The following is a 17051-nucleotide window of genomic DNA, read 5'->3' as shown; positions in this document are numbered from 1 at the left end:
ACTACTCAATGAGGACTCCCATGCGCCTTATCCGCATGCTGTTGTTGCCGGCCCTGGCCCTGACCGCTGTTTCGGCTCACGCTGACCCGGCTTCGGTGGCCAGCCTGAAGAACCTGCTGGACAAATCCCAGACCCTGACCGCGCGCTTCTCCCAGCTGACCCTGGATGCCGGTGGCACCCAGTTGCAGGAAACCGCGGGGGAGATGGCCGTGCAGCGCCCAGGGCTGTTCTACTGGCACACCGAGGGCAAGGCCGAGCAGACCATCGTTTCCGATGGCCAGAAGGTTACCCTGTGGGACCCGGACCTGGAGCAGGCCACCATCAAGAAGCTGGACCCACGCCTGAACCAGACTCCAGCGCTGCTGCTGTCGGGTGATGTGTCGAAAATCAACGACAGCTTTGACATCACCTCCAAGCAGACCAGCAACGTCATCGAGTTCACCCTCAAGCCCAAATCCAAGGACACGCTGTTTGACACGCTGTCCCTGTCGTTCGGCAACGGCGTGATCAACAACATGCGCCTGGTCGACAGTGTGGGCCAGCGCACCGATATCCTGTTCAGCGGGGTCAAGGCCAACCAGCCGGTACCTGCGTCCAAGTTCAAGTTCGACATCCCCAAGGGTGCCGACGTGATCCAGGAATAAACTGCCCAGAGGTTTCAAACGCTGCCCATGGACCTGTTTCGAAGTGACCCGATTGCCCAGCCCCTGGCCGCACGCTTGCGCTCGACCAACCTGGATGAGTACGTCGGTCAGGAACACCTGCTCGCTCGCGGCAAGCCTTTGCGCGAAGCCCTGGAGCAGGGTGCGCTGCATTCGATGATTTTCTGGGGGCCGCCGGGGGTGGGTAAAACCACCCTGGCACGGCTGCTGGCGAAAGTCTCGGATGCGCACTTTGAAACAGTCTCGGCGGTGCTGGCCGGGGTCAAGGAGATCCGCCAGGCGGTGGAGGTCGCCAAACAGCAGGCTGGGCAGTACGGTAAGCGCACGATTCTGTTTGTCGACGAAGTGCACCGCTTCAACAAGTCGCAGCAGGATGCGTTCCTGCCCTATGTTGAGGACGGCACGCTGATCTTTATCGGCGCCACCACCGAAAACCCCTCGTTCGAACTGAACAATGCCTTGCTCTCGCGGGCGCGGGTCTATGTGCTCAAGAGCCTGGATGAAGGGGCGATGCAAAAGCTGCTGCAGCGTGCCTTGAGCGAAGACAAAGGCCTGGGCAAGCGCCAACTGAGCGTCAGCGACGAAGGCTTCAAGATCCTGCTCACCGCCGCCGATGGCGACGGCCGACGTTTTCTCAATCTGCTGGAGAACGCCTCCGACCTCGCCGAAGATGGCAGCGAAATTGGCGTCGACCTGTTGCAGAGCCTGCTCGGTGACACCCGTCGTCGTTTCGATAAGGGCGGCGAAGCCTTCTACGACCAGATCTCGGCGCTGCATAAATCCGTACGCGGCTCCAACCCGGACGGTGCGCTGTACTGGTTTGCGCGGATGATCGACGGCGGCTGCGACCCGTTGTACCTGGCCCGCCGCGTGGTACGCATGGCCAGCGAAGACATCGGCAACGCCGACCCCCGCGCACTGAGCCTGTGCCTGGCCGCGTGGGACGTGCAGGAACGCCTCGGCAGCCCGGAAGGCGAGTTGGCGGTAGCGCAGGCCATCACTTATCTGGCCTGCGCGCCAAAAAGCAACGCGGTGTACATGGGCTTCAAGTCGGCCCTGCGTGCGGCGGCCGAACACGGCTCCCTCGAAGTGCCGATGCACCTGCGCAATGCGCCGACCAAGTTGATGAAGCAACTGGGCTACGGTGATGAATACCGCTACGCCCACGATGAACCGGACGCCTATGCCGCCGGTGAAGACTACTTCCCCGATGAGCTTGAGCCCTTGCCGCTCTACCAGCCGGTGCCCCGTGGCCTGGAGTTGAAGATCGGTGAGAAGCTCAATCATCTGGCCGCACTCGATCGTTTAAGTCCCAGGCAGCGGAGAAAATCATGATTCCCTTGGTGGTCGCCGTCTCGGCGGGCGGTATCGCGGGTACACTGCTGCGCTTTGCGACGGGTAATTGGATCAGCGCGAATTGGCCCAAGCACTTCTATACCGCGACGCTGGCCGTTAATATCGTGGGCTGCCTGTTGATCGGCGTTTTATATGGCCTGTTCCTGGTGCGCCCCGAAGTACCGATTGAGGTGCGCGCCGGGCTGATGGTTGGCTTTCTTGGCGGCCTGACGACCTTTTCATCCTTTTCACTGGATACCGTACGCCTGCTGGAAAGCGGGCAAGTGCCGCTGGCGATTGGCTACGCTGCCATCAGTGTATTCGGCGGGCTGCTCGCCACCTGGGCCGGCCTGTCCTTGACCAAACTTTGATAAACGAGAGACCGACATGCTCGATTCCAAACTGTTACGTAGCAACCTTCAGGACGTAGCGGACCGCCTGGCATCCCGTGGCTTTGCCTTGGATGTTGCGCGCATCGAAGCGCTGGAAGAACAGCGCAAGACCGTCCAGACCCGCACCGAAGCACTGCAGGCTGAGCGTAATGCGCGTTCCAAGTCCATCGGTCAGGCCAAGCAGCGCGGCGAAGACATCGCGCCGTTGATGGCGGACGTCGAGCGCATGGGCACCGAGCTGTCCGACGGCAAGGTCGAGCTGGAGGGCATTCAGTCCGAGCTGGATTCGATCCTGCTGGGCATCCCTAACCTGCCGCACGAGTCCGTGCCGATTGGCGAAGACGAAGACGGCAACGTCGAAGTGCGCCGCTGGGGCACGCCAAAAGCCTTTGATTTCGAGATCAAGGACCACGTCGCCCTGGGCGAATTGACCGGTGGCCTGGACTTTGAGACCGCCGCCAAAATGTCTGGTGCGCGCTTTGCGCTGCTGCGCGGCCCGATTGCGCGCATGCACCGCGCCCTGGCGCAGTTCATGATCAACCTGCACACCGGCGAACATGGCTACGAAGAGGCCTACACGCCTTACCTGGTTCAGGCGCCCGCACTGATGGGCACCAGCCAGTTGCCGAAGTTTGAAGAGGACCTGTTCAAGATCAGCCGCGATGGCGAAGCCGATCTGTACCTGATCCCGACGGCCGAAGTGTCGCTGACCAATATCGTGGCCGGCGAGATCCTCGACGCCAAGCAACTGCCGATCAAGTTCGTCGCCCACAGCCCGTGCTTTCGCAGTGAAGCCGGTGCGTCGGGGCGTGACACGCGCGGCATGATCCGTCAGCACCAGTTCGACAAAGTCGAGATGGTCCAGGTGGTTGAGCCGTCGACCTCCATGCAAGCCCTGGAAGGCCTGACCGCCAACGCCGAACGCGTGCTGCAACTGCTGGAGCTGCCGTACCGCGTCCTGGCGCTGTGCACCGGCGACATGGGCTTCAGCGCCGTGAAGACCTACGACCTCGAAGTATGGGTGCCGAGCCAGGACAAGTATCGCGAGATCTCGTCGTGCTCCAACTGCGGTGATTTCCAGGCCCGTCGCATGCAGGCGCGTTTCCGCAACCCGGAAACCGGCAAGCCGGAACTGGTACACACCCTTAACGGCTCCGGTCTGGCAGTAGGCCGTACCCTGGTCGCCGTGCTGGAAAACTACCAGCAGGCCGACGGTTCGATCCGTGTGCCGCAGGTGCTCAAGCCGTACATGGCGGGCGTCGAGGTCATCCGCTAAATGGAATTTCTGCCGCTGTTTCATAACCTGCGCGGCAGTCGCGTGCTGGTGGTCGGTGGTGGGGAGATTGCCTTGCGCAAATCCCGGCTGCTGGCCGACGCCGGTGCCGTGCTGCGAGTGGTTGCTCCCCAGATCGAAGACCAGTTGCGTGAGCTGGTGCTGGGCAGTGGCGGGGAACTGATTTTGCGCGGTTATCAGGAGGCCGACCTCGACGGTTGCACCCTGATCATCGCCGCGACCGACGACGAGCCCCTGAATGCGCAAGTCTCCAGCGAGGCCAAGCGTCGTTGCGTACCGGTCAATGTGGTGGACGCGCCGGCCCTGTGCAGCGTGATTTTCCCGGCGATCGTCGACCGCTCGCCGTTGGTGATTGCAGTGTCCAGCGGCGGCGATGCGCCAGTGCTGGCACGCTTGATCCGCGCCAAACTGGAAACCTGGATTCCGTCCACTTACGGCCAATTGGCCGGGTTGGCGGCGCGTTTTCGGGCCCAGGTCAAGGGGCTGTATCCGGACGTGCAGCAGCGCCGTGCGTTCTGGGAAGAAGTGTTCCAAGGCCCGATTGCCGACCGCCAGTTGGCCGGGCAGGGCGACGAGGCCGAGCGCCTGTTGATCGACAAAGTCAACGGCGCACCGCCGCACGCGCCGGGTGAAGTCTACCTGGTGGGCGCGGGCCCCGGTGATCCGGACCTGCTGACCTTCCGTGCGCTGCGCCTGATGCAGCAGGCTGATGTGGTGCTGTACGACCGTCTGGTGGCCCCGGCGATTCTTGAGCTATGCCGACGTGATGCCGAGCGTGTGTACGTCGGCAAGCGTCGCGCGGACCATGCCGTGCCGCAGGACCAGATCAACCAGCAACTGGTGGATTTGGCCAGGCAGGGCAAGCGCGTGCTGCGCCTCAAGGGCGGCGACCCGTTTATTTTTGGGCGCGGGGGCGAAGAGATCGAGGAACTGGCGGCCCACGGCATCCCGTTCCAGGTGGTGCCTGGCATTACGGCCGCCAGCGGCTGCGCGGCGTATGCCGGGATTCCGCTGACCCACCGTGACTATGCGCAGTCGGTACGCTTTATCACCGGTCACCTGAAGAACGGTACTTCGGATCTGCCTTGGCAGGACCTGGTCGGGCCCTCACAAACGCTGGTGTTCTACATGGGCTTGATTGGCTTGCCGATCATCTGTGAGCAGTTGATCAAGCATGGACGCGCCGCCGATACCCCGGCGGCGTTGATCCAGCAGGGCACCACGTCCAACCAGCGCGTGTTCACCGGCACCCTGGCGGACTTGCCTCGCATGGTGGCGGAGCATGAAGTGCATGCGCCGACACTGGTGATCGTGGGTGAGGTGGTGGTATTGCGCGAGAAACTGAAGTGGTTTGAAGGCGCTCAGTCCCAGGTGTGAGGCTTAAAAGCATCGGGAGCAAGCCACCTCCCACCTTTGGAACGCATTCCAGGTGTGGGAGGTGGCTTGCTCCCGATGCGGCCATCCATCACACCCTATCTTTTGGATCAGCTCCAAACCCCTGAACCCACCAGCCGCGCCCGATCATGCTTGCCCTCAAACCGCTGCAACGGCCCTTTCGGCACAATTGCCGTCGGATTGATCGTACGATGGCTGGCGTAGTAATGCCCCTTGATGTGCTCGAAATCCACGGTCTCGGCCACGCCAGGCCACTGGTACATCTCCCGCAGCCAATTGGACAGGTTCGAATAGTCCGCGATCCGCCGCAGATTGCATTTGAAGTGGCTGTAATACACCGCATCAAAGCGAATCAGCGTGGTAAACAAGCGCACGTCCGCCTCGGTCAGGTGTTCGCCGGCCAGGTAACGATGGTCGTCCAGGTGCCGTTCCAGATGATCCAACTCGGCAAACACATCATCAAACGCGCTTTCATACGCTTGCTGTGATGTGGCGAAGCCTGCGCGATATACGCCGTTGTTTACGGCCGGGTAGATGCGTTCGTTCAACGAATCGATGGTTGCGCGCAGCGGCTGGGGGTAGAAATCCAGCGTGTTGCCGGTCAGCCCGTTGAACGCGCTGTTGAACATGCGAATGATCTCGGCGGATTCATTGCTCACAATGCGCTTGAGCTGCTTGTCCCACAGCACGGGCACGGTGACGCGGCCGGTGTAGTCGGCCGTGTCGGCGGTGTAGCGCTGGTGCATATAGGTAAAGTCGTCGAGGGCATCGCCGGTGGAACCGTGAGCCTTATCGAACGTCCAGCCGTTTTCCAGCATCAGCCAACTGACCACGGACACGTCGATCAAGCTTTCCAGGCCCTTGAGCTTGCGCATGATCAGCGTGCGGTGGGCCCAAGGGCACGCCAAGGACACGTAGAGGTGATAGCGACCGGCCTCGGCCTTGAAGCCACCTTCGCCGCTCGGGCCAGGCTGGCCATCGGCGGTCACCCAGTGGCGGCGCTGGGCCTGTTCGCGCTGGAAAGCGCCGTCCGCGCTACTTTCGTACCACTGGTCTTTCCAGTGTCCTTCGATCAGCAAACCCATGATTGGCTCCTCAACTAATAAGCGTTGGAGCCCAGTCTAAAGGGATGAGTTCGAACTAAAAGCGCAAAGACTGCGGGTGAATAATCGATTAAATCGATCTGTCCCGTGCATCCCAGTACTGCCGGGCCAATTCGAACGCCTGTTCCCGTGATTGCCCCAGGCCACGCAAGGCCAGGGCCATGGTGGCGATCAGCGCCAGTTGCGGGTAGCTGTCCTCGACGTCGCCACGCCACAGCGCTTTCAGATGCTCGGGTTCCAGGGTCGCCGGTTTGACGTGGCGCTGGGCGGAGAGGGCGGGCCATTCTTCATCCCAGCTGGCGCCGCCGGTGGTGCCGTAGAGGTGGCTGGCCGTGTCCGGGTTGATCTCGATTTCGCCGCCGTCACCCTTCACCACAATCACGTTGTCGCCAAGCAGGCCGCTGGCATCGCGGTGAACGCCCTGATAACCCGGATGGAAAATACTTTGCAGGCCGCAGCGCGCATTCAGCGGGTTGAGCAGGCGCGCCAGGGAGTGGATCGGCGAGCGCAGGCCCAGGGTGTTGCGCAGGTCGATCATGCGTTGCAACTGCGGCGCCCAGTCGCCCAGCGGGATAAATGCCAGGTTGCCTTGCTCGTAGGCACTTTCGACCTGCTGCCAATTGCGGCACAGCGGGATCTGCAGGGTGTGCAGCAATTGCTCGGTGTACAACCGGCCGGCCGTATGAGCGCCGCCGCCGTGCATGAGAATGCGCACGCCGTTGTGTGCCAGGCATTTGGCCGCCAGCAGGAACCACGGCAGATGGCGTTTTTTACCGGCGTAGGTCGGCCAGTCGATAGCCACATTCAGCGCGGGTGCGTTCAAGCGTTCGCGCACGGCTTCGGTGAAACCGGCGAGCTCTTCCGGGCTTTCTTCCTTGTGGCGCAGCAGCATGAGGAAGGCGCCGAGCTGGGTGTCTTCGACTTTTTCGTCGAGCAGCATGCCCATGGCTTCGCGAGCTTCCTCGCGGGTGAGGTTGCGCGCGCCGCGCTTGCCTTTGCCCAGGATGCGCACGAACTGCGCAAACGGGTGCTCGGCCGGTGTTTCAAGAGTGAGTGGGGCAAAGTCGGTCATAAGCAATTCGTCGGCCGGGGCAGGCCCGCCAGCTTGGCGGCGAGTTTGGCGGGAGTGCCATTGAACAGTTTGTTGAGATGCAGGCTGTTGCCCTTTTCCGGGCCCAGCTTCAGGGCGGTGTACTTGATCAGCGGGCGTGTGGCCGGGGACAGCTGGTACTCGGCATAAAACCCGCGCAGCAGTTCAAGGATTTCCCAGTGGGCCGGGGTCAGTTCCAGGTGTTCGGCGGCGGCCAGGGCATGGGCCACCTCGTGAGACCAATCGTTCAGGTCGACGAGATAGCCGTCCTTGTCCAGTTCGAGGCGGCGCTCGCCCAGGGTCAGGGTGTTCATAGCCAGGTGTTGACCTTGTCGTAGTCGATCGACAGTTGCACGAAACCTGGGTAGTCCACGCTGTCGGCCCAGTCCGGCAGCGGCAGATTGCGCGCCTGCATGTCTTCGGCCAGCACGAACACCTTCACGCCTTTGATTTGCAGGGCCGGAGTGTGCAGCCCATAGGCGCCGTCGCCGCAGAGCAGGATCGCGTCTTTGCTGCCACACACGCGCAGGCAACTGTCGAGTCGGCTATCGGTGAATGGAGAGTGAGACACCACATGTAAAGTCGACATCAGAGGGTAATCACCTGGTCGTAACGGTCAATCAGTTGGGCGATTGCGTCGTTGCTCAACGGTTGCGCATCGGTGGGAGGGGTAAGGCCGCGGGCGGCCAGGCTATGGCGGCAGGCGAACACGTCGTCAATGCCGAACAGCCCCAATGCCTGCAGGTTAGCGCTGAGGTCTTTTTGCTGCACGGCCTTGGCGTTCTGGTGCGGTGCCAACTGGAACACGCCATCGTCCATAAACAGCAGGCCGATGGGCAGATCAAACGCGCCACCGGCCAACACGATATCCAGCGCCTCGCGCGCGCTCGGCCCGGACCACGGCGCCTGGCGACTGATCACCAATAAGGATTTGGACATGTCACGGCCCTCCAAAACAGATCAGGCGGTCGGCAGCCTGGATCGCATCATGCAACTGCCCCAGGCCCGACAGCGCCCACGGCGCGTCCAGGTTGATCGCGCTGCGTTGATAGCGCGTGGCCTCTTCGCTGTTGAGCACGCCACGGCGCAACGCGGCGGCGATGCACACCACGCCGTCGAGCTGGTGTTGGCTGACGAACTCACGCCATTGTCGGGCAATGTCTTGCTCATCCTGGGGCGCAACGATGGTGTTGGATGCGCTGTACACGCCATCCTGATAAAAAAACAGCCGCACAATCTCGTGGCCGCCGGCCAGAGCCGCCTGGGCGAACAGCAAGGCGCGGCGCGAGGAGGGTGCGTGGGCCGCGGAATACAAGGCAATCGCAAACTTCATGGAACACTCGGCAAGCAAACGTGAGCCAATGATAAAGCCGCCGCCGCGAAAAAGCCCGCCGTGATCAAAACGGTCACTGCCGGTGACTGTTCCGGCGATTGCCGGTAGGGCCAAGGCTGCCTAGTCTGTGGTCAGTCGAATCGCAAATGGAGTTCGTATGTCAGGTCCCTTGGCGTCCCTCAAAGTGTTGGATTTTTCTACCTTGCTGCCCGGCCCGTTCGCATCGTTGATGCTCGCGGACATGGGCGCCGAGGTGCTGCGTATCGAATCGCCCACGCGTATGGACCTGTTGCGTGTGCTGCCGCCCCATGACCGGGGCACGTCGGCGGGCCATGCCTACCTCAACCGCAATAAGCGCAGCCTGGCGCTGGACCTCAAGCAGCCCGAAGCGCTGGAGATCGTGCGCGCGCTGGTCACAGGCTACGACATCGTGCTGGAACAGTTTCGCCCCGGCGTGATGGAGCGCCTGGGCCTGGGGTATGAGGCGTTGAAGGCGATCAACCCAAGGTTGATCTATGTGTCGATCACCGGCTATGGCCAGACCGGCCCCTATAAGGATCGTGCCGGCCACGATATCAACTACCTGGCCCTGGCGGGGCTGGCCAGCCACACCGGGCGCCAGGGCAGCGGGCCGTTGCCGTTGGGCGTGCAACTGGCGGACGTGGGCGGCGGTTCTTTGCACGCGGTGGTGGGGTTGTTGGCGGCCGTGATCGCCCGACAGCAGAGCGGGGTGGGGCAATACCTGGATGTGAGCATGACCGACTGCTCATTCAGCCTCAACGCTATGGCGGGTGCGGGTTACCTGGCGTGCGGGGTAGAGCCTGGGTGGGAAAAACACGCGCTTAATGGGGGCAGCTTCTACGATTACTACCGATCCCGCGATGGCCGCTGGATGTCGGTCGGCAGCCTGGAGCCGGCGTTTATGCAGCAGTTATGCATGGCGTTAGGGCGGCCCGAGTTGGCTGCGTGGGGCCTGGACCCGGAGCGACAACCGGCGCTGAAACAGGCGTTGCAGGTGGAATTCGAGACGCGCAGTTTTGACGAACTGTGTGTGCTGTTTGCCGAGCTGGATGCGTGTGTGGAGCCCGTGTTGAGTTTCGCCGAGGCGGCGGAACATCCCCAATTGAAAGCGCGCGAACTGGTGAGCCAAGTACCCCGGGGCGATGGCTCGACACAGGCGCAACTGGCCTGCCCGCTGAAGTTTTCCGAGGGGTTGCCGGCGCCTCGGCATATGGGTGTCGCGGTGGGTGCGCACAGTGATGAGGTGTTGGCGCAGTTGGGGCTGAGTGCTCAGCGCATAGCCGAACTGCGGCACGCCAAGGTGGTTGGGTGACTGATCTGGCGCTATCGGGGGCTTGCTCCCCATAAGGTCCCTATTCCACCCGGGTTTCCCCGGTAAACACCAGGGTCTGCCGACACCGCCTGCACAAATACCGCCGCCCCTGGCCCACCATTCCATGGCGCTGCGGCGAAAATGGAAAGTCGCTGTCGGCACACGGGCAACGGTAGATGTAGCGCGTCACCTGGCGGCGTTTCACGGCATAGGTGTGACAACGGTCCGGCGGCAGTTCGTAGACCCCACGCATGATCAATTGCCATTCCTCGCCATGGGGCTGGATGCGTTCGCCGAATAATTGGTGAGCGATCAGGTGCGCCACTTCGTGGGCTACGGTCTGCTTCAGGAAATGTTGGCTGTTTTCACGGTACAGCTGTGGGTTGAAGCGCAGCAGGTTCTCGTGCAAATGCGCGACACCGGCTTTTTGGCCCCGCAGCTTGAGGCTGACCTGGGGGCGTTTGAAGCTTCGTTTGAAAAAGAATTCGGCTTGCAGGAAACACTCTTCTACGCGGGTATTGAGTTGCTCGGGCATGCTGTACCTATCTCCAGAGAGGCCCAGTATGCCGCACAACCGTGTGTTTCCGAATCTGTCAGGCGCCGAATGGTCGTGCATCACGCACAAAGCCACCTTGCGGTGGCTTTGCCTTGGGGGTTGTCGGGTCAGTTGGTATAAATCGGGCCTACGCCCAGGCCCCAGACGATCACGGTGAACGCCATGATCGCTACCAGCACCACAAGGCCTACAGCCAGCACCGAGCTGGAAAACAGAAAGCCTTCGTCCGGATCGATGTTCATGAAGGTCGGCAACCCTACATACAGCAGGTACACCGTGTAGCAGATCGCCGCCGTGCCCACGACCATGCCCAGCCACATATGCGGGTACAGCGCGGCCAGCCCGCCGATAAACAGTGGCGTGGCGGTGTAGGTGGCAAAGGCCACGCAGCGCGCCATGCTGGGGCTGGCATCATAGGTGCGCGCCATCCAATGAATGAAGGCGCCCATCACCGCCACGCCGCCGAGCATGGCCGCGTACGACATGATGGTCATCCATAACGCGCTTTCCTGGGTCAGCATCACCGGCGCGCGGTTGCCGATGACCCAGCCGACCTGGGTGGTGCCGATAAACGCTGAAATCGCGGGGATCGCCGCGAGAATCAGGGTGTGAGTGAAGTACATGTGGCCGATGCTTTCTTCTTTATCGCCACGGATTTCCCGCCATTCCTGGTCGGGATGGGTAAACAGCCCCACGACGTGATGGATCATGCCAGTCACTCCTGTCGTTATTACCATCGCCCCCCATCGGAGCGCCCACGGGCCAAATGGCCTGAAAGGTCTGGATATGTGTGCGACCTCATGTCGCAGTATAGGAAGGTATGACCGGAATGACTGTAGGGCCTTTAGAGCAAATCGCGCTGTAAATACCGGGCGTAATCGCGCCGAGGTCTGTGGCAGGCATGCATTTTAATGGGGGAGGTAGCTTGCTCCCGATGGCAGTGGGTCGGTTAATAAACAGGCGCCCGATATAACGCGTCGGGAGCAAACCCCGCCCACCATGGAACTCGGTCGTTCATGAAGGTAAAATGCTGCGCTTTTCGTCACACACCTTTAGCGGATCCAAGCGCCATGGGCACTCTTACGGTCAACCAGAACAAACTGCAAAAACGCCTGCGCCGCCTGGCCGGTGAAGCGGTCGCCGATTTTAATATGATCGAGGATGGCGACAAGGTCATGGTTTGCCTCTCTGGCGGCAAAGACAGCTACACCATGCTCGACGTGCTGTTGCACCTGCAAAAGGTCGCGCCGATCAAGTTCGAGATCGTCGCCGTCAACATGGACCAGAAACAACCGGGCTTTCCCGAGCATGTGCTGCCGGCCTATCTGAAAGCGCTGGGCATCGAGTACCACATCGTCGAAAAAGACACGTATTCGGTGGTCAAGGAGCTTATTCCGGAAGGCAAGACCACCTGCTCGCTGTGCTCGCGCCTGCGCCGTGGCACGCTCTATACGTTTGCCGACGAAATCGGCGCGACCAAGATGGCCCTGGGTCATCACCGTGACGATATCGTCGAGACCTTCTTCCTGAATATGTTCTTCAACGGCTCGCTCAAGGCCATGCCGCCCAAGCTGCGTGCCGATGACGGACGCAATGTGGTGATTCGCCCACTGGCGTATTGCAACGAGAAGGACATCCAGGCCTACTCCGACCTCAAGCAGTTCCCCATCATCCCGTGCAACCTGTGTGGCTCCCAGGAAAACCTGCAGCGCCAGGTGGTCAAGGAGATGCTGCTGGATTGGGAAAGCAAGACGCCAGGCCGTACCGACAGTATCTTTCGCAGCCTGCAGAACGTGATCCCGTCGCAGTTGGCCGACCGCAACCTGTTCGACTTCACCAGCCTGAAAATTGATGAGACCGCGGCGTCGCGTTTCGTCAATGTTGTGAACCTCTAACGTTTTTCAACGCTCTGAAAGACGGCGCTCACAGGCGCCGTTTTCATTTTCTATCCCCAGGAGAGGGCATGCGCGATTACAAGTGGCTGCACGAATATTGTCTGAACCGCTTTGGTTCAGCGGCCGAGTTGGACGCCCATCTGCCTGTACCCAAGACCCCTGCGCAATTGCGCAGGATCAGTGATGACCGCTATCTGTCTACCCTGGCTTTGCGGGTATTCCGTGCGGGCTTGAAGCACAGCGTGGTGGACGCCAAATGGCCGGCGTTCGAGCAGGTGTTTTTCGGTTTCGACCCGGAAAAAGTCGTGCTGATGGGGGCCGAGCACCTTGAGCGCCTGATGCAGGACACGCGGATCATCCGGCACCTGGGCAAGCTCAAGAGCGTACCGCGCAACGCGCAGATGATCCTCGACATTGAGCAGGAGAAGGGCAGCTTCGGTGCGTTTATCGCCGACTGGCCGGTGACCGACATCGTCGGGTTGTGGAAGTACCTGAGCAAACACGGCCATCAACTGGGCGGGCTGTCGGCGCCGCGTTTCCTGCGCATGGTCGGCAAGGACACGTTCGTGCCGAGCTATGACGTAGTGGCGGCCCTGAACGCACAGAAAATCGTCGACAAGGCCCCCACCAGCCTGCGCGATTTGGCAACGGTGCAGGGCGCGTTCAACCAGTGGCACGCCGAGAGTGGGCGGCCGATGTGCCAGTTGTCGATGATGCTGGCGTATACGGTGAATCACTGAGGCTCAGGTGAGGCTGCCGCCAGCCGCCGGTTCAACTGATGCCGCCAGCGTACGTACAGCAGCGCCGTACAAAACACCGCCAGACTCGCCAGCATCTCCAGCACCCCGAACCCCTGCCGGTTCGGGTCATAGGCCGCCAGCGCGCCCTTGATGAAATACAGGTTCACCACAAAGCACATCCACGAATGCCCTCGTGCGCTGCCGACCAAGATCCCCGGCGCCAGCACCAGCAGTGGCACCAGTTCGATCAGCAGGATCACCCACGGCCGTGCGCCATGCAGGTCGGCCACAAACAGGTAATACACGCACAACAACCCCACCAGGGCGAAGAACGCCAGCAGGCTCAGCGCCCGAGCAACCTTGACACGCGGCTCCAGCCACGCCTGGGGCGGCAGAACCTTAGGTTTTCTGGCCACGGCCGTTCTCCAGCAGCGTGGCGGTGGTGGCCAGGCGCAGGCCCAAGGCCCGGCACAGCGCGATTTCATGTTGATCGAGCAGGCGCTTGCCGTCTGGCCCGGAATGGTGGCTGGCGCCATACGGCGTGCCGCCGCCTTGGGTGTCGAGCAAGGCTTGTTCGCTGTAGGGCAGGCCGGTAATCAGCATGCCGTGATGCAACAACGGCAACAGCATCGACATCAGTGTGGTTTCCTGGCCGCCGTGCAGGCTGGCGGTGGACGTAAACACCCCGGCCGGCTTGCCGACCAGCGCGCCGGTGAGCCACAGGTTGCTGGTGCCGTCGAGGAAGTACTTGAGCGGCGCGGCCATGTTGCCGAAACGTGTCGGGCTGCCCAGGGCCAGGCCCGAGCAGTGCTTGAGGTCGTCGAGGCTCGCATACAACGCGCCTTCGTCCGGAATGCTCGGCGCCACGGCTTCACACTCGGTGGAGATCGCCGGCACGGTACGCAAGCGCGCTTCCATCCCGCCTTGCTCGATGCCCCGGGCAATTTGCCGGGCCATTTCACTGACCGAGCCGTTGCGGCTGTAATACAACACCAGCACGTACGCAGTGGTCACGGCAGAATCTCCAGCAGGTTTTCCGGTGGGCGGCCAATGACGGCCTTGTCGGCGGTTTCCAGGATCGGGCGTTCCATCAACTTGGGGTGCGCGGCGATAGCGGCGATCAGTTGCGCTTCGCTGAGGCTGGCGTCGGCCAGGTTGAGGCTTTTGTATTCGTCTTCGCCAGTGCGCAGCAATTGGCGCGCGTTGAGCCCGAGCTTGGCGAGCAGGGCCTTGATTTGCGCGGCGTTCAGTGGGGTTTCCAGGTAGCGCACGACGGTGGGAGTGAGGCCGCGCGCTTCGAGCAGTTCGAGCGCACCGCGGGATTTCGAGCAGCGCGGGTTGTGATAAAGCGTCAGATCGGTCATGTGCGGGTCGCATCTTGCGTAAGGTGGCGAGTATTCTACCCGCGCGGCGCCCCGTCCTTAAACCGTAAGAGGCGATAGCTCGCAGCCAACGTTCATTTTTGCGAAGGATTACCCCATGACAAGTCGACTGATCGGTGCATTGGCGATCATTACAACCCTGCTGCTCAGCGGCTGCGGGAATGACTACGGTGTTGACCAGTACGGTCAGAAAGTCGCGGCCCAACGTTTGGACAAGCAATGGCTGGTGGTCAACTACTGGGCGGAGTGGTGTGGCCCGTGCCGCACGGAAATCCCTGAACTCAACGCCCTGGCCGAACAACTCAAGGCGCAGAACGTGGGGGTGTTCGGGGTCAACTTCGACAATGTGCAGGGGGAAGAGCTGAAGGCGGCCAGCGACAAACTGGGCATCAAGTTCACCGTACTGGCGCAGAACCCGGAAGGGATCTTTGATATTCCGCGCAGCGAAGCACTGCCGGTCACCTACATCATCGATGACAAAGGCAAGGTGCGTGAGCAGCTGATGGGTGAGCAGACGGCGCAGGGCGTACTGGCCAAGCTCAAGGCCTTGCGCGGTTAAAGCAACACCTCAAATCAAACGTGGGAGGAGCAAGCCCCTCCCACATTTGGATCTCGATCCAGTCGGAGTCAGGATCAGCCTTCTTCAAGCCACAAGCGAATCGGCTTGCCCTCGGCCGGCCAGAACCGTGTCTGTTCGATCGGCGAGATGTCCCAGCGCTGCACGCCTCGCAGGGCCTGGAAGAAGCGGTTTTCCTGCTCCATCAAGGCTTCGCCGCACAGCTTGCGGGTGCTGCCCAGCGTGCCGAAGGTGAGCGTGTTGCCGTCCAGGGTGTACGGTGCAAACCAGTGGTTGCAACCGCCATTGCCATAGGCGCGACCATCGGCGCCGAGGGTCACGGTCAGGTGCGCGTAATCCATCAATGGCCGCTCACCGATCCACTCCACCACGTAGCTGTGATCTTGCTTGAGTTTTACCCCGTCACCGGCGCAGCCATTCAGGGCCGCCCCGATGGCGGCGAGCAGCAGCAAGCGTTTCATTGCGCAGCCTGCTGGCATTTCGGGCAGCGGTGCTTGTCGCCTTCGCTGGTCCAGCCCAGTTCTTTGATACGCGCGTTGGCGGCGGGTTGCAGCGGCTCTTTGGTCAGCTTGGTTTCCACCGCGAATTCAAACTCCAGCACGCTGTCGCAGCTGTCGCAGTTGACCTTCCAGGTGTGAATTTCCAATTCGCCGAATTTGGGCCCCTGAGCCATGGCGACCCATTGGCCGGCCGGGCGGATGGAGTAGCGCGCATCGCCTTCGACGGTCAGGCGCATCGACAGGGTTTTACTGCCGCGCAGGGTGACGATCAGTACGTCGCCATGCTTGATCGAACCACCGTTGCCGGTGACTTGGTAACGGCCCGGCACCAGGGCGCGGCATTCGATCAGGGTGTGTTGCGGGCTCAGCAAGCTGAAGCGGAAATCGTGTTCGGCCATGGATCCTCCAAATAGGCGCGGCATCCTATCACGGGTGCCGGCCTATCATGAGCCTGGTATGTGACCGCTGATCATCCCTCCACGCGGTTTTGTACCTTGCCGCCGGCCCATGCGGCAATGTTGCTCAGCGTGGTGCCGGCAATCGCCGCCAGCGCTTCGCGGGTAAGGAACGCCTGGTGCGCGGTGATGATCACGTTGGGGAAGGTGAGCAGGCGCGCGAGCACGTCATCTTGCAAGGGCAGGTCGGAGCGATCCTCGAAAAACAACTGGGCTTCTTCTTCGTAGACATCCAGCCCCAGGTAGCCGAGTTGGCCGTCCTTGAGCGCGTCGACCAGCGCCGGGGTGTCCACCAGCCCACCGCGGCCGGTGTTGATCAGCATGGCGCCGGGCTGCATCTGCGCCAGCGAACCTGCGTTGATCAGGTGTTTGCTGTCGGCGGTCAGAGGGCAATGCAGGCTGATGATTTGGGCCTCGGTCATCAGCTCGGGCAGGCTGACATAGCGCGCGCCCAGGGCTTGGACCTGTGGGTTGGGGAAGGGGTCGTAGGCCAGCAATGTGCAGCCGAACCCGGCCATGATCTTGGCGAAGGTCGCGCCGATCTGGCCGGTGCCGACCACGCCGACGGTCTTGCCCACCAGGTCGAAACCGGTCAGGCCGTGCAGGCTGAAGTCGCCGTCGCGGGTGCGGTTGTAGGCGCGGTGCAGGCGGCGGTTGAGGGCGAGGATCAGCGCCACCGCGTGTTCGGCCACGGCGTGGGGCGAGTAGGCCGGTACGCGCACGATGGTCAGGCCCAGGCGTTTGGCGGCGGCCAGATCGACATGGTTATAGCCCGCCGAGCGCAGCGCGATGAGCCCGGTGCCGCCCCGGGCCAGGTGCTCCAGCACCGGGGCGCTGAGGTCGTCGTTGATAAAGGCGCAGACCACTTCGTGGTGTTCGGCCAGGGCCACGGTGTCGAGGTTGAGCCGGGCCGGCTGGAATTGCAGTTCCAGGCCCGCCGGCAAGGGTTCGCCGAGAAAACTGTCGCGGTCGTAGGTTTGGCTGCTGAAAAGAATCACGCGCATCAAAG

The 17051-nt window shown here is 61.9% G+C and carries 23 protein-coding genes; 9 read left to right on the top strand and 14 right to left on the bottom strand.

The genetic code is table 11. The annotated features are described in order from the left end of the window. The first annotated feature begins 20 nt into the window (after nucleotides 1-20). From lolA to cysG, 5 genes are read left to right on the top strand one after another with little or no spacing between them, the layout of a single operon-like run. Complete coding sequence (gene lolA / locus AB4O25_RS07625; protein WP_016975527.1) at nucleotides 21-644, top strand: outer membrane lipoprotein chaperone LolA; 624 nt, start codon at nucleotides 21-23, stop codon at nucleotides 642-644. A 27-nt stretch (nucleotides 645-671) separates the two neighbouring features. After that, nucleotides 672-1997, top strand: a complete 1326-nt coding sequence (locus tag AB4O25_RS07620) for a replication-associated recombination protein A (RefSeq protein ID WP_017527196.1) — start codon at nucleotides 672-674, stop codon at nucleotides 1995-1997. Then, on the top strand, nucleotides 1994-2368 hold the full coding sequence (gene crcB, locus AB4O25_RS07615; protein ID WP_017527197.1) for a fluoride efflux transporter CrcB: 375 nt from the start codon (nucleotides 1994-1996) through the stop codon (nucleotides 2366-2368). The genes AB4O25_RS07620 and crcB overlap by 4 nt, the downstream gene beginning before the upstream one ends. 16 nt (nucleotides 2369-2384) lie before the next feature. After that, complete coding sequence (serS, locus tag AB4O25_RS07610) at nucleotides 2385-3665, top strand: serine--tRNA ligase (RefSeq protein WP_017527198.1); 1281 nt, start codon at nucleotides 2385-2387, stop codon at nucleotides 3663-3665. Next, nucleotides 3666-5060, top strand: a complete 1395-nt coding sequence (gene cysG / locus AB4O25_RS07605; protein ID WP_017527199.1) for a siroheme synthase CysG — start codon at nucleotides 3666-3668, stop codon at nucleotides 5058-5060. A gap of 107 nt (nucleotides 5061-5167) precedes the next feature. On the opposite strand, the gene AB4O25_RS07600 is transcribed toward cysG, so the two are convergent. From AB4O25_RS07600 to tusD, 6 genes are all read right to left on the bottom strand, one after another. Then, nucleotides 5168-6163 carry a glutathione S-transferase family protein gene (locus tag AB4O25_RS07600; protein WP_017527200.1) on the bottom strand — a complete coding sequence of 332 codons (996 nt, stop codon included), beginning with the start codon at nucleotides 6161-6163 and terminating at the stop codon, nucleotides 5168-5170. An 88-nt stretch (nucleotides 6164-6251) separates the two neighbouring features. Then, a complete protein-coding gene (locus AB4O25_RS07595) occupies nucleotides 6252-7253 on the bottom strand; it encodes a glycosyl transferase family protein (RefSeq protein WP_135196787.1) in 1002 nt (333 codons plus the stop codon). After that, nucleotides 7250-7585, bottom strand: a complete 336-nt coding sequence (locus AB4O25_RS07590; protein WP_017527202.1) for a TusE/DsrC/DsvC family sulfur relay protein — start codon at nucleotides 7583-7585, stop codon at nucleotides 7250-7252. The genes AB4O25_RS07595 and AB4O25_RS07590 overlap by 4 nt, the downstream gene beginning before the upstream one ends. Continuing rightward, a complete protein-coding gene (tusB, locus tag AB4O25_RS07585) occupies nucleotides 7582-7860 on the bottom strand; it encodes a sulfurtransferase complex subunit TusB (protein WP_017527203.1) in 279 nt (92 codons plus the stop codon). The genes AB4O25_RS07590 and tusB overlap by 4 nt, the downstream gene beginning before the upstream one ends. Then, complete coding sequence (gene tusC, locus AB4O25_RS07580; RefSeq protein WP_017527204.1) at nucleotides 7860-8210, bottom strand: sulfurtransferase complex subunit TusC; 351 nt, start codon at nucleotides 8208-8210, stop codon at nucleotides 7860-7862. Before tusC ends, tusB begins: the two co-directional genes overlap by 1 nt. A 1-nt stretch (nucleotide 8211) precedes the next feature. Beyond that, a complete protein-coding gene (gene tusD / locus AB4O25_RS07575) occupies nucleotides 8212-8604 on the bottom strand; it encodes a sulfurtransferase complex subunit TusD (protein WP_065877414.1) in 393 nt (130 codons plus the stop codon). A 157-nt stretch (nucleotides 8605-8761) separates the two neighbouring features. Here tusD and AB4O25_RS07570 point away from each other — a divergent pair, with 157 nt between their 5' ends. Next, complete coding sequence (locus tag AB4O25_RS07570) at nucleotides 8762-9937, top strand: CaiB/BaiF CoA transferase family protein (RefSeq protein ID WP_065877413.1); 1176 nt, start codon at nucleotides 8762-8764, stop codon at nucleotides 9935-9937. A gap of 40 nt (nucleotides 9938-9977) precedes the next feature. On the opposite strand, the gene AB4O25_RS07565 is transcribed toward AB4O25_RS07570, so the two are convergent. After that, nucleotides 9978-10472, bottom strand: coding sequence for a SprT family zinc-dependent metalloprotease (locus tag AB4O25_RS07565; protein ID WP_017527207.1), 495 nt, complete (start codon nucleotides 10470-10472; stop codon nucleotides 9978-9980). Nucleotides 10473-10600: 128 nt separating this feature from the next. Next, complete coding sequence (locus AB4O25_RS07560) at nucleotides 10601-11203, bottom strand: Yip1 family protein (protein WP_017527208.1); 603 nt, start codon at nucleotides 11201-11203, stop codon at nucleotides 10601-10603. 360 nt (nucleotides 11204-11563) lie between these two features. On the opposite strand from AB4O25_RS07560, the gene ttcA reads away from it, so the two are divergent. After that, on the top strand, nucleotides 11564-12388 hold the full coding sequence (gene ttcA / locus AB4O25_RS07555; protein ID WP_017527209.1) for a tRNA 2-thiocytidine(32) synthetase TtcA: 825 nt from the start codon (nucleotides 11564-11566) through the stop codon (nucleotides 12386-12388). 68 nt (nucleotides 12389-12456) lie between these two features. After that, on the top strand, nucleotides 12457-13128 hold the full coding sequence (locus tag AB4O25_RS07550; RefSeq protein ID WP_017527210.1) for a DNA-3-methyladenine glycosylase I: 672 nt from the start codon (nucleotides 12457-12459) through the stop codon (nucleotides 13126-13128). On the opposite strand, the gene AB4O25_RS07545 is transcribed toward AB4O25_RS07550, so the two are convergent. Genes AB4O25_RS07545 through arsC form a run of 3 tightly spaced genes read right to left on the bottom strand, consistent with a single transcriptional unit; the run spans nucleotide 13122 to nucleotide 14492 of the window. Continuing rightward, nucleotides 13122-13544 carry a DUF2069 domain-containing protein gene (locus AB4O25_RS07545; RefSeq protein ID WP_017527211.1) on the bottom strand — a complete coding sequence of 141 codons (423 nt, stop codon included), beginning with the start codon at nucleotides 13542-13544 and terminating at the stop codon, nucleotides 13122-13124. The genes AB4O25_RS07550 and AB4O25_RS07545 overlap by 7 nt on opposite strands. Further along, nucleotides 13528-14085: an NAD(P)H:quinone oxidoreductase gene (wrbA, locus tag AB4O25_RS07540; protein WP_460063957.1), complete on the bottom strand. Its 558-nt coding sequence runs from the start codon at nucleotides 14083-14085 to the stop codon at nucleotides 13528-13530. The genes AB4O25_RS07545 and wrbA overlap by 17 nt, the downstream gene beginning before the upstream one ends. 53 nt (nucleotides 14086-14138) lie before the next feature. Next, complete coding sequence (arsC, locus tag AB4O25_RS07535) at nucleotides 14139-14492, bottom strand: arsenate reductase (glutaredoxin) (RefSeq protein WP_017527213.1); 354 nt, start codon at nucleotides 14490-14492, stop codon at nucleotides 14139-14141. A gap of 115 nt (nucleotides 14493-14607) precedes the next feature. Here arsC and AB4O25_RS07530 point away from each other — a divergent pair, with 115 nt between their 5' ends. Then, nucleotides 14608-15069, top strand: coding sequence for a TlpA family protein disulfide reductase (locus tag AB4O25_RS07530; protein ID WP_017527214.1), 462 nt, complete (start codon nucleotides 14608-14610; stop codon nucleotides 15067-15069). Nucleotides 15070-15143: 74 nt separating this feature from the next. Here the strand turns inward: AB4O25_RS07530 and AB4O25_RS07525 are convergent, their stop codons facing one another. From AB4O25_RS07525 to AB4O25_RS07515, 3 genes are all read right to left on the bottom strand, one after another. Then, a complete protein-coding gene (locus AB4O25_RS07525; RefSeq protein WP_017527215.1) occupies nucleotides 15144-15548 on the bottom strand; it encodes an META domain-containing protein in 405 nt (134 codons plus the stop codon). Continuing rightward, nucleotides 15545-15985, bottom strand: coding sequence for a hypothetical protein (locus AB4O25_RS07520; RefSeq protein ID WP_065877407.1), 441 nt, complete (start codon nucleotides 15983-15985; stop codon nucleotides 15545-15547). Before AB4O25_RS07520 ends, AB4O25_RS07525 begins: the two co-directional genes overlap by 4 nt. A 71-nt stretch (nucleotides 15986-16056) precedes the next feature. After that, nucleotides 16057-17046, bottom strand: a complete 990-nt coding sequence (locus AB4O25_RS07515; RefSeq protein WP_065877405.1) for a 2-hydroxyacid dehydrogenase — start codon at nucleotides 17044-17046, stop codon at nucleotides 16057-16059. Nucleotides 17047-17051 lie beyond the last annotated feature (5 nt).

Source organism: Pseudomonas sp. S3_A03 (genome assembly GCF_054668275.1).
Note: the sequence above shows the minus strand (reverse complement) of the source record. Positions and strands in the feature narration are given on the sequence as shown.

What these genes read in the sequence shown, in the direction of transcription:
- lolA (WP_016975527.1), top strand. Translation starts at nt 21, where the DNA reads ATGCGCCTTATCCGCATGCTGTTGTTGCCGGCCCTGGCCCTGACCGCT.
- serS (WP_017527198.1), top strand. Translation starts at nt 2,385, where the DNA reads ATGCTCGATTCCAAACTGTTACGTAGCAACCTTCAGGACGTAGCGGAC.
- AB4O25_RS07530 (WP_017527214.1), top strand. Translation starts at nt 14,608, where the DNA reads ATGACAAGTCGACTGATCGGTGCATTGGCGATCATTACAACCCTGCTG.
- AB4O25_RS07590 (WP_017527202.1), bottom strand. Translation starts at nt 7,585, where the DNA reads ATGAACACCCTGACCCTGGGCGAGCGCCGCCTCGAACTGGACAAGGAC.
- AB4O25_RS07515 (WP_065877405.1), bottom strand. Translation starts at nt 17,046, where the DNA reads ATGCGCGTGATTCTTTTCAGCAGCCAAACCTACGACCGCGACAGTTTT.
- ttcA (WP_017527209.1), top strand. Translation starts at nt 11,564, where the DNA reads ATGGGCACTCTTACGGTCAACCAGAACAAACTGCAAAAACGCCTGCGC.
- AB4O25_RS07550 (WP_017527210.1), top strand. Translation starts at nt 12,457, where the DNA reads ATGCGCGATTACAAGTGGCTGCACGAATATTGTCTGAACCGCTTTGGT.
- AB4O25_RS07565 (WP_017527207.1), bottom strand. Translation starts at nt 10,472, where the DNA reads ATGCCCGAGCAACTCAATACCCGCGTAGAAGAGTGTTTCCTGCAAGCC.
- tusC (WP_017527204.1), bottom strand. Translation starts at nt 8,210, where the DNA reads ATGTCCAAATCCTTATTGGTGATCAGTCGCCAGGCGCCGTGGTCCGGG.
- crcB (WP_017527197.1), top strand. Translation starts at nt 1,994, where the DNA reads ATGATTCCCTTGGTGGTCGCCGTCTCGGCGGGCGGTATCGCGGGTACA.
- AB4O25_RS07520 (WP_065877407.1), bottom strand. Translation starts at nt 15,985, where the DNA reads ATGGCCGAACACGATTTCCGCTTCAGCTTGCTGAGCCCGCAACACACC.
- tusD (WP_065877414.1), bottom strand. Translation starts at nt 8,604, where the DNA reads ATGAAGTTTGCGATTGCCTTGTATTCCGCGGCCCACGCACCCTCCTCG.
- AB4O25_RS07560 (WP_017527208.1), bottom strand. Translation starts at nt 11,203, where the DNA reads ATGATCCATCACGTCGTGGGGCTGTTTACCCATCCCGACCAGGAATGG.
- wrbA (WP_460063957.1), bottom strand. Translation starts at nt 14,085, where the DNA reads ATGGCCCGGCAAATTGCCCGGGGCATCGAGCAAGGCGGGATGGAAGCG.
- cysG (WP_017527199.1), top strand. Translation starts at nt 3,666, where the DNA reads ATGGAATTTCTGCCGCTGTTTCATAACCTGCGCGGCAGTCGCGTGCTG.
- AB4O25_RS07600 (WP_017527200.1), bottom strand. Translation starts at nt 6,163, where the DNA reads ATGGGTTTGCTGATCGAAGGACACTGGAAAGACCAGTGGTACGAAAGT.
- AB4O25_RS07525 (WP_017527215.1), bottom strand. Translation starts at nt 15,548, where the DNA reads ATGAAACGCTTGCTGCTGCTCGCCGCCATCGGGGCGGCCCTGAATGGC.
- AB4O25_RS07570 (WP_065877413.1), top strand. Translation starts at nt 8,762, where the DNA reads ATGTCAGGTCCCTTGGCGTCCCTCAAAGTGTTGGATTTTTCTACCTTG.
- AB4O25_RS07595 (WP_135196787.1), bottom strand. Translation starts at nt 7,253, where the DNA reads ATGACCGACTTTGCCCCACTCACTCTTGAAACACCGGCCGAGCACCCG.
- tusB (WP_017527203.1), bottom strand. Translation starts at nt 7,860, where the DNA reads ATGTCGACTTTACATGTGGTGTCTCACTCTCCATTCACCGATAGCCGA.
- AB4O25_RS07620 (WP_017527196.1), top strand. Translation starts at nt 672, where the DNA reads ATGGACCTGTTTCGAAGTGACCCGATTGCCCAGCCCCTGGCCGCACGC.
- arsC (WP_017527213.1), bottom strand. Translation starts at nt 14,492, where the DNA reads ATGACCGATCTGACGCTTTATCACAACCCGCGCTGCTCGAAATCCCGC.